The sequence below is a fragment of the Pedobacter sp. 01T416_2 genome (assembly GCF_056398925.1).
The window spans coordinates 1-9,137 of sequence record NZ_JBFTQI010000163.1 but is presented as its reverse complement, the minus strand read 5'-3'; the positions used below and the strand labels follow the sequence as shown (position 1 = coordinate 9,137).

Genomic DNA, 9,137 nt, shown 5'->3' with positions numbered 1-9,137 from the left:
GGTTAAAACAGCTGCATCACACCGTGTTCTGGCTATGCGCCGTGGTGAGAAGGAACTGATTTTGAGATTAGACGCCCTTCCGCCAGCGGAAGATGCCATTGCTATTTTAGAGAACCAGTTTATTTTAGGCAATAATGCAGCTTCAAAGCAGGTTCAACAGGCTTTAGAAGATGGCTATAAACGTTTGCTGGAACCGGCCATGGAAACCGAACTTCGTGTATTTACCAAACAGAAAGCGGATGAAGAAGCCATTCGGGTTTTTGCCGAAAATGCGCGTCAATTGTTATTGGCAGCTCCAATGGGACAAAAAAATGTACTGGCTATCGATCCAGGTTTCCGTACCGGTTGTAAAGTGGTTTGTTTAGATAAACAAGGTCAACTGTTAGAGAATACAGCCATTTATCCGCATACCGGACAAGGTAATGTGAAAAATGCCGAATTTACTATCCAACAGCTTTGTGAAAAACATAATGTTGAAGCTATTGCCATTGGTAACGGTACCGCAGGAAGAGAAACTGAAGCGTTTGTTCGTGCGTTAAATTTACCGCATATCACCATTGTGATGGTTAATGAAAGCGGCGCTTCGATTTATTCGGCTTCGGAAGTGGCCAGAGAAGAGTTCCCTACACAGGATATTACCGTACGGGGAGCGGTTTCAATCGGTCGCCGTTTAATGGATCCATTGGCCGAATTGGTAAAAATAGATCCAAAATCTATCGGTGTTGGTCAATACCAACACGATGTTGATCAGAATAAATTACAGGCAAGTTTGGACGATACGGTAATCAGTGCGGTAAATGCTGTTGGTGTAGAATTAAACACGGCCTCAAAGCAGATCTTAGCCTATGTTTCTGGCTTGGGCCCAACTTTAGCACAAAATATTGTAGACTATAGAAATACGCATGGTGCTTTTAAAAACCGTGAAAGTTTGAAAAAAGTACCTCGTTTGGGCGATAAAGCCTACGAGCAGGCAGCAGGCTTCCTGCGCATCCGCAATGCAGAAAATGTTTTGGATACCAGTGGTGTACACCCTGAGCGTTATGCCGTAGTAGATAAAATGGCGAAAGATCTTGGCACTACCGTTTCCGCTTTAATGAAAGATACGCAACTGCAAAAACAGATTAAACCTCAGCAATATGTAACCGAAGAAATTGGCTTACCAACATTAACGGATATTTTAAAAGAACTTGCAAAACCCGGCCGCGATCCACGTGAACAGTTTGAAGCTTTTAGCTTTACCGATGGCGTGAATGAGGTTTCAGATTTAAGAGTGGGCATGAAGCTCCCTGGAATTGTAACCAACATCACTAATTTCGGCGCCTTTGTTGATATCGGCGTACACCAGGATGGTTTGGTTCACACTAGTCAGCTGGCTAACCGCTTTGTGGCTAACCCAAATGATGTGGTTAAAGTACACCAAAAGGTAGAAGTTACGGTAATGGAAGTTGATGCAGCACGCAAAAGAATTTCACTATCGATGAAAACTGAAACCAGTCCGAAGTCAGAAGTCCGTAATCGGGAATCTAAGGAGCATAAACCGAAACAAGATTTTAAACAGAATAATAGTAAATCCAATTTCAAGCCACGTAATGAGCCCAAAGACGCTGATGGCGATCTGCAGGAAAAATTAGCAAAGCTGAAAGGGATGTTTAAATAATTTCCATCGATTGTCATACTGAGCCTGTCGAAGTATTTAAGGAGTCTTCGACAGGCTCAGACTGACATGTATAAATTACTGTTTCTCAAACTCCAACCTTTTCTTCGGTAAGCTTTCAGGATAATTTCTTTGAATAAACGAGATCATAGCTTCCCTTACATAGCAGCGTAAATCGAAAGCCCTTGAAGAATTAGAAGCACTCATCAGAAATCGGACTTCGATGGTGCCATCTTTTGTACTATCGGTAACCTGCACCACGTTTACTCGCTTGTCCCAGAGCGGGTTAGCATTCAATAGCCTGGATAATTCTTGTCGCATCGGTTCAATAGGGATCGTATAATCCAGGTATAAAAAAACAGTTCCAAGTAGATCGGCGGAAACACGGGTCCAGTTTTGAAAAGGCTTTTCGATGAAATAAGTAATTGGTAAGATTAACCGCCGTTGATCCMAGATATTAACCACCACATAGGTTAAAGTAATCTCCTCTACCTTACCCCATTCGCCTTCCACAATCAAAACATCATCAATCCTGATCGGTTGGGTAAAGGCAATCTGAAAACCTGCCAATAAATTCCCGAGCGACTTCTGTGCTGCAAAGCCTATAATAATTCCGCCGATACCTACCCCGGTAAGCAGCCCAGCTCCAATTTTGCGCATACTTTCAAAACTCAATAAAATAATAGCAGCAGTAATTAAAATAATAAGCGAAACAATAAACTTTCGAACAAACTGCAACTGCGTTCTGATTTTACGTTCTTTTAGGTTATTTTCTTTGTTTAGATCATATTTCAGGTAGAAATAATCTTCCAAAACGTTAATTGTCCTCACCAAAATAAGCGCAAAAGTAATCGTCAGGGCAATTTCTAATATCTTGGTTATTGGGAGACGATATGTTGGCGTCATCTCCATCAGCGTTAACGAGAAGTTAAGGAACAATAAGGGGATAAAAATAGCTACAGGTCTCCTCAAATGCTTTACTGTCGATTTTATAATGATAAAATCCCACCAACGCGAAAGCAGGATGAAAGTTTTGTGAATGATAAACTTGATGAAAATACCAAGAGATACCGCTATTAATCCAATAATGAGATTCTTAAAAAACAAAGGAATTGGATAACCGAAARTCTGGTCGATATACTGCATAAACGAAATTTATGGTTAATAAATACGGCGATCAGCCAATGGATATTCTTATAACAGCTATATTTTTGGATTGTTTGCCAACAGAAAACTAAGAGCCGCAAATAAATTATTTACATTAGCATTTTGTAGATCTTCAAAAAAGAAAAGATGGATTTTTTCGATGCCAAAAGTATATTTTTCACGGTTCTTGAATATAAAATGAGCTATCTGGAATTCTTCGCGGTGATTACGGGGATTATTTCAGTTATTCTTTCAGCAAAAGCCAGCGTTTGGAGCTGGCCCGCTGGCATTGTTAATGTATTTTTATCAGCCTTTTTATATTACCAAAACCAGCTTTACCCCGATATGTTTTTGATGGCTTTCTTTTTTATAACCAACATTATCGGCTGGTGGCGATGGACAAATCCAAAACCAGAAGAAGAAGACAAAAACAAAGAACTTAAAATTAGTTTTATGCCTGTAAGGCAATTTTTAACCCTACTGACTATAGGTATTGTTGGCACATTGCTGATGGGTACCCTGGCCAGTCAGCTCCACAATTGGCTTCCGCTACTCTTCAACCTGCCAAGTGCTTATCCTTTTATCGATTCATTTATTTTTGTAATGAGTGTAATCACCACTTTTCTAATGATCCAGAAAAGAGTAGAATGTTGGATTATCTGGCTGATTATCGATATTGTAGCCACTTACCTATACTTTTTAAAAGGTATCAAGTTTATGGGGGTAGAATATTTCATCTTCACCATTATTGCTGCTTTTGCATTGTGGCATTGGATAAAAGAATATAGAAGCTATACTAAAACGGCATGAAAAGAGGCTTAGTGATTGGCAAATTTATGCCGATTCATAATGGGCATATTGCATTGATTAACTTCGCTGCTTCACAATGTGATGAGCTGATTGTATCAATGAGTTTTACTCCTGAGGACAAGATTGATCCGGTTTTACGTTTTGAATGGATCAAAGAGATTTTTAAGGATCAAGCCAACATCAAACCAGCCATTATTGCTGATAATTTTGATGATGAAAACCTGTCTGTAAATGAAAGGACAAATATTTGGGCGATCAGGATGCGGGAGGTATATCCAAAAATTGATATTCTTTTTAGCTCCGAGTTTTATGGAGAACCATTTGCCTTCAATTTACAAGCAGAACACATCTTATTTGACGAACCAAGAAAATCCATCCCCGTTTCAGCAACCCTAATCAGAAACCATCCGTTTCAACATTGGGAATTTATTCCAAAAGAAGTCCGGCCATATTTTGTAAAGAAGATTTGCTTCTATGGACCAGAAAGTACTGGGAAATCGACCATGGTCGAAAAAATGGCTATGCATTATCAAACTACCTTCGTTCCGGAAGTTGCGCGCGAATTAATCAGCTCGAACGATATCACAATTCATGATATTATCAAAATCGGGACAGCACAAACTGAAAGGGTAAAAGAAAAAACCAACGTTGCCAATAAGATTGTTTTTTGCGATACCGATCTGATTACCACAAAAATTTATTCGCAATATTACCTGAACGAAGTTCCACAGATCCTAAATGACCTGGAAAACGAAATCTGTTATGATTTATATTTCCTATTAGATATTGGTGTAGAATGGGTAGCTGATCATCTCCGTGATTTTGGAGATAGGCGGCTGGAAATGTTTAATCTGTTTAAGGATGAGCTCGAAAAACGTGGAATAAACTATATTCAGATCAGTGGTAATTATAGAGAGCGGGAAGAAAAGATCAAAAAGATTATTGATTCAATTTTGGTTTAAAGAATCTTTTTTTTTGTATCTTCAATTCAAATCCAAAAATGATATGACAGCTAAACAAGTGCTTCCTATCATCCCTGACAATATTGTAGTTAATAAAATTTACGAGCTAAGAGGTCTTAAAGTGATGCTCGATAGCGATCTGGCGGAGCTTTATGGTGTAGAAACTAAACGCCTCAATGAGCAAGTTGGCAGAAATCCAGATAGATTTCCCGAAGATTTCATGTTTCAACTTACTGATGAGGAATGGTTAAACTTGAAGTCGCAAATTGCGACTTCAAGTTGGGGAGGAAGAAGAAAACTCCCGTTTGTTTTTACCGAACATGGTATACTAATGCTTTCGAGTGTATTAAACAGCAGGCAAGCTATTCAGATGAATATTCAAATTGTAAGGATTTTCTCCCGTATCCGTCAATTTATTGTTGATAATGGCGAGCTCAAACTTGAAATCGAAGAGATTAAAAAGACGCTGAATAATCATGATAAAAACATCGAATTAGTTTTTACCTACTTGGATAGACTCATCGATAAGAAAATTGGACCGAGAAAAAGGATTGGTTATATGCCTGATGATTTATAATAGATTAAATATTTGTGCACTTTACCCATAACCTTTAATAATTTGTACTAGCCCGGATTTTTTAAACGGGATTGCAGCGATATCCTTTTTTGTTTTTTGCTTTGACAAATTAATAGCACCGAGGCGAGAAATTTGTTAAAGCTTAAAAAAAACAAAAAAAGATTTAGCGTAAAGCCCGGCTGAAACCAATCAAAGARTTTCTGGCTTTGCTTTCCACAACCTCAAAAAGATACAGCTTATTAGATGCTGAAATAAATTCAGCATGACGTCCGCCAGATAAAAACCGCAAACTTTTTTCAATCAACTATTTGAYAATAAAAGTATTCTATCTATCTTTGCAGTCCCAAATTTAATGGGAATAATAAATTGTTTAATAAATTAAATACAAGCAAGTGAATACGTTAAGTTACAAAACTGTCTCGGCCAATGCGAAAACTGTTAACAAACAGTGGATTGTTGTTGATGCGCAAGGCGAGATTTTGGGGCGCTTGTCATCGAAGATCGCTATGATCATCCGTGGTAAAAACAAGCCTGAGTACACCCCACACGTAGATTGCGGCGATAACGTAATTGTTATCAATGCAGACAAGGTTAAATTGACAGGAAACAAATTCAGCGAAAAGCAATATGTTTCTTATACTGGTTATCCAGGTGGTCAACGTTTTATTTCTCCTAAGGAGTTAATGGCGAAACACCCTCAACGTGTAATCGAGAAAGCGGTACGTGGTATGTTACCGAAAACTAAATTGGGTAAAAAATTATACACCAATCTTTTTGTGTATGCTGGTGAAACTCACCCTCATGCAGCTCAATCTCCAAAAACCATTAAACTTTAAGAAATGTCAGTTACTAACACTTCAGGAAGAAGAAAAACAGCTGTTGCACGTATCTACTTAAAAGATGGTGCTGGCGCAATTACCGTTAACGGTAAAGATCACAAAGTATATTTCCCAACTTTACCTTTGCAATATATCGTAAACCAAAGTTTAGAAGTTTCTGAACTTGTAGGTCGTTATGATATCACTGTAAATGTACAGGGTGGTGGAGTAAAAGGACAAGCAGAAGCTGTTCGTTTAGCTATTGCTAAAGCGATTGTTGAACTAGATGCGGAGAAAAAACCTGCATTACGTGCTAAAGGACTAATGACGCGTGATATGCGTATGGTTGAGCGTAAGAAACCAGGACGTGCTAAAGCTCGTAAGAAATTCCAATTCAGTAAACGTTAATCACAGGAGGCAAAGACAATGGCAAGAACAACTTATCAAGACTTATTGGATGCAGGTGTACACTTTGGTCACCTTACCCGTAAATGGAAYCCAAAAATGGCKCCTTACATTTTCATGGAGCGYAATGGWATYCACATTATAGATTTAAATAAAACTTTAACYAAAACTGAAGAAGCTGCGGCTGCGATTAAACAAATCGTAAAATCAGGACGTAAAGTATTATTTGTTTCAACAAAAAAACAAGCAAAAGGAATCGTAGCTGAACAAGCTAAAAAAGTAAACATGCCTTTCGTAACCGAGCGTTGGTTAGGTGGTATGTTAACTAACTTTGCTACTGTTCGCAAGTCAATCAAAAAGATGTCTAACATCGATAAAATGACTAAAGACGGCACTTATTCGATCTTATCTAAAAAAGAGCGTTTAATGATTCAACGTGAGCGTATTAAATTAGAATCACTTTTAGGTGGTATTGCTGATTTAAACCGTTTACCTGCAGCTTTATTCTTAATTGATGTTAAGAAAGAACACATCGCAGTTACTGAAGCGTTAAAATTAAACATCCCTACTTTTGCGATGGTTGATACTAACTCTGATCCTTCTAACATCGATTTCCCTATCCCGGCGAATGATGATGCTACAAAATCAATCTCTTTAATTACTGATGTAATTATCAAAGCTATTGAAGAAGGTTTAGATGAGCGTAAACGCGAAAAAGATGATGAAGCTGAAAAAGAAGCAGTAGCAGCGAAAGTTGCAGCTGATGCACCTGAATCAAAAGAGCCTAGAGCAGCTGGTGAAAAAAGACCAACTACTAAAAAGGTAACTGCTGAAGCAGAAGTTGAAGCTCCTTCATCAGAAGAAACTAAAACAGAAGAATAGTAATATTTTTTAATTGCAGGTTACTGGTTTCAGGTTTTAAGTTGACTTAACATGAGTTTAACTTGGCGCTTGTAACTTGTAACCTGTAATTGTTATAACAAGATTGTAAAATTTAAAAAAGGAAATAAAATGTCTACAGTACAAATTACTGCCGCTGATGTAAATAAACTACGCCAACAAACTGGTGCTGGTATGATGGATTGCAAAAAAGCATTATTAGAAGCTAATGGCGATTTCGAAGCTGCTGTTGATTTATTGCGCAAAAAAGGTCAAAAAGTATCTGCCGCTCGTTCTGGCAATGCTACATCTGAAGGCCTAGTATCAATCAATGTTTCAGCGGATGGCACAAATGGTAAATTAGTTGCTTTAGCTTGTGAAACTGAGCCAGTTTCTAAAGTTGAGGATTTCCGTAACCTGGCTCAAGCCGTTTTAGCTGCTGCAGTTGCCAACAATYCTGCTACGACTGAAGAATTATCAGCGATTACTTTGGAAGATGGACGTACAGTTGCCGAAACCATAACTGAACTAACCGGTAAAATCGGAGAGAAAATCGTTATTCAAGAGTACGCAAATATATCTGGCGAGAAAATCGTTTCTTATATCCACTCTAATGGTAAAATGGGTGTTTTAGTGGTATTTGAAGGCGCTAATGGTGCAGATATTACTGAAGCTGGTAAAGATGTTGCTATGCAAATTGCTGCAATGAACCCAGTTGCTGTTGATAAAGACGGTGTTGACCCTGCTACTATCGAACGTGAAATCGAGATTGCTAAAGACGTTATCCGTCAAGAAGGCAAACCAGAAGAAATGGTTGAGAAAATTGCTGCTGGTAAATTGAATAAATTCTACAAAGACAGTACTTTATTAAACCAGGAGTTTGTTAAAGATAGTTCTATCGATGTGCGTAAATATTTAGATAACACTTCTAAAGGTTTAACAGTATCTGCTTTCAAACGTGTACAATTAGGTGCATAAGCATTTATAAATAATATAAAAAAAGTCCTGATGAAAATCAGGACTTTTTTTATGCCTTATATTCCAATAATTTCCGGCATTTCGACTGAAACGCAGTGAAATGGAGAGATCTATCAAGATAGATTTAGCTTCGCTGAGCACTTCGTGGTTCTCGACTAATTGCACTCCGCTCGAAATGACGACCTACTTAGGTGTCTACTTTCTAAGTGCAGTATAAGCGCCCACTTCCTTACCAGAATCATCGAGCATGCTCGCCACGAGTTTATTTCTATCTGCTTTTATTTTGGTAATTGTTCTTGTTCCTGTCCTTGGCCCGCCACCAATAATTAAAGGGTAATGGTTTAATGCTTTATCGGGCTGGTGCACCATGTACTTATGGGTATGACCACTTAAAACCAAATCAACTTTACCTTGATTCAACAACGGCTCAAATAGCTCAGTACAATGTTTTGGCCCATGTGCATCGCCCGAAAAGCGTGGTGGAATATGCATCAATACAACTCTAAACGGTGCTTTTTTAAATTCCCTTGAATTTATTTCTGTTTTCAGCCATTCAGCCTGTTGAACTCTATAATCATCRAAATCTACAATACCGGCATATACTGGATGCGCATCTTCTTTATCTTCACCAGTATCTAAAATTACAAAGCGAACAGGCCCCAAGGTAAAAGCTGCATGGCCAATATGCATATAATACTGCGGAAATTCGCGTGCAAATTTACCACGTGTTTCGTGATTGCCCCTTACGTAGATAAAAGGTGTACGCTTTGCAAAATTATCTACACAGGGTTGCAGCATATGTTCGATAATTTGTTTCTCATCGGTTTGATAATCAAATATATCTCCATTAAAGAAAATAAAATCTTGATTTTTCTCCGGAACAAGCCCCAACAAATGAGGGATTGATT

At 38.2% G+C, this 9,137-nt stretch carries 10 protein-coding genes; 8 read left to right on the top strand and 2 right to left on the bottom strand.

Translation table 11 applies throughout. The features are described 5' to 3' along the window. Nucleotides 1–1,657: helix-hairpin-helix domain-containing protein (locus tag AC1DPQ_RS09240; RefSeq protein WP_477608934.1), on the top strand; the 1,657-nt coding region annotated here is incomplete at its 5' end. A gap of 75 nt (nucleotides 1,658–1,732) precedes the next feature. On the opposite strand, the gene AC1DPQ_RS09235 is transcribed toward AC1DPQ_RS09240, so the two are convergent. Then, nucleotides 1,733–2,800, bottom strand: coding sequence for a mechanosensitive ion channel family protein (locus AC1DPQ_RS09235; protein WP_477608932.1), 1,068 nt, complete (start codon nucleotides 2,798–2,800; stop codon nucleotides 1,733–1,735). Nucleotides 2,801–2,947: 147 nt separating this feature from the next. On the opposite strand from AC1DPQ_RS09235, the gene pnuC reads away from it, so the two are divergent. From pnuC to tsf, 7 genes are all read left to right on the top strand, one after another. After that, nucleotides 2,948–3,610 carry a nicotinamide riboside transporter PnuC gene (gene pnuC / locus AC1DPQ_RS09230; RefSeq protein WP_477582342.1) on the top strand — a complete coding sequence of 221 codons (663 nt, stop codon included), beginning with the start codon at nucleotides 2,948–2,950 and terminating at the stop codon, nucleotides 3,608–3,610. Beyond that, nucleotides 3,607–4,572, top strand: a complete 966-nt coding sequence (locus tag AC1DPQ_RS09225; RefSeq protein ID WP_477608930.1) for an AAA family ATPase — start codon at nucleotides 3,607–3,609, stop codon at nucleotides 4,570–4,572. Before pnuC ends, AC1DPQ_RS09225 begins: the two co-directional genes overlap by 4 nt. A gap of 43 nt (nucleotides 4,573–4,615) precedes the next feature. Beyond that, on the top strand, nucleotides 4,616–5,149 hold the full coding sequence (locus AC1DPQ_RS09220; RefSeq protein ID WP_477581569.1) for an ORF6N domain-containing protein: 534 nt from the start codon (nucleotides 4,616–4,618) through the stop codon (nucleotides 5,147–5,149). A 392-nt stretch (nucleotides 5,150–5,541) separates the two neighbouring features. Then, nucleotides 5,542–5,985 (top strand): 50S ribosomal protein L13, encoded by a 444-nt coding sequence (gene rplM, locus AC1DPQ_RS09215; protein WP_010602007.1) that lies wholly within the window; start codon nucleotides 5,542–5,544, stop codon nucleotides 5,983–5,985. Between the two features lie 3 nt (nucleotides 5,986–5,988). Beyond that, nucleotides 5,989–6,375, top strand: a complete 387-nt coding sequence (gene rpsI / locus AC1DPQ_RS09210; RefSeq protein WP_029279076.1) for a 30S ribosomal protein S9 — start codon at nucleotides 5,989–5,991, stop codon at nucleotides 6,373–6,375. A gap of 18 nt (nucleotides 6,376–6,393) precedes the next feature. Beyond that, complete coding sequence (gene rpsB / locus AC1DPQ_RS09205) at nucleotides 6,394–7,254, top strand: 30S ribosomal protein S2 (RefSeq protein WP_029279074.1); 861 nt, start codon at nucleotides 6,394–6,396, stop codon at nucleotides 7,252–7,254. A gap of 129 nt (nucleotides 7,255–7,383) precedes the next feature. Continuing rightward, complete coding sequence (gene tsf / locus AC1DPQ_RS09200) at nucleotides 7,384–8,229, top strand: translation elongation factor Ts (RefSeq protein WP_477608928.1); 846 nt, start codon at nucleotides 7,384–7,386, stop codon at nucleotides 8,227–8,229. A gap of 195 nt (nucleotides 8,230–8,424) precedes the next feature. Here tsf and AC1DPQ_RS09195 read toward each other — a convergent pair. After that, the coding region (locus AC1DPQ_RS09195) for a metallophosphoesterase family protein (RefSeq protein WP_477608926.1) at nucleotides 8,425–9,137 on the bottom strand (713 nt) is incomplete at its 5' end.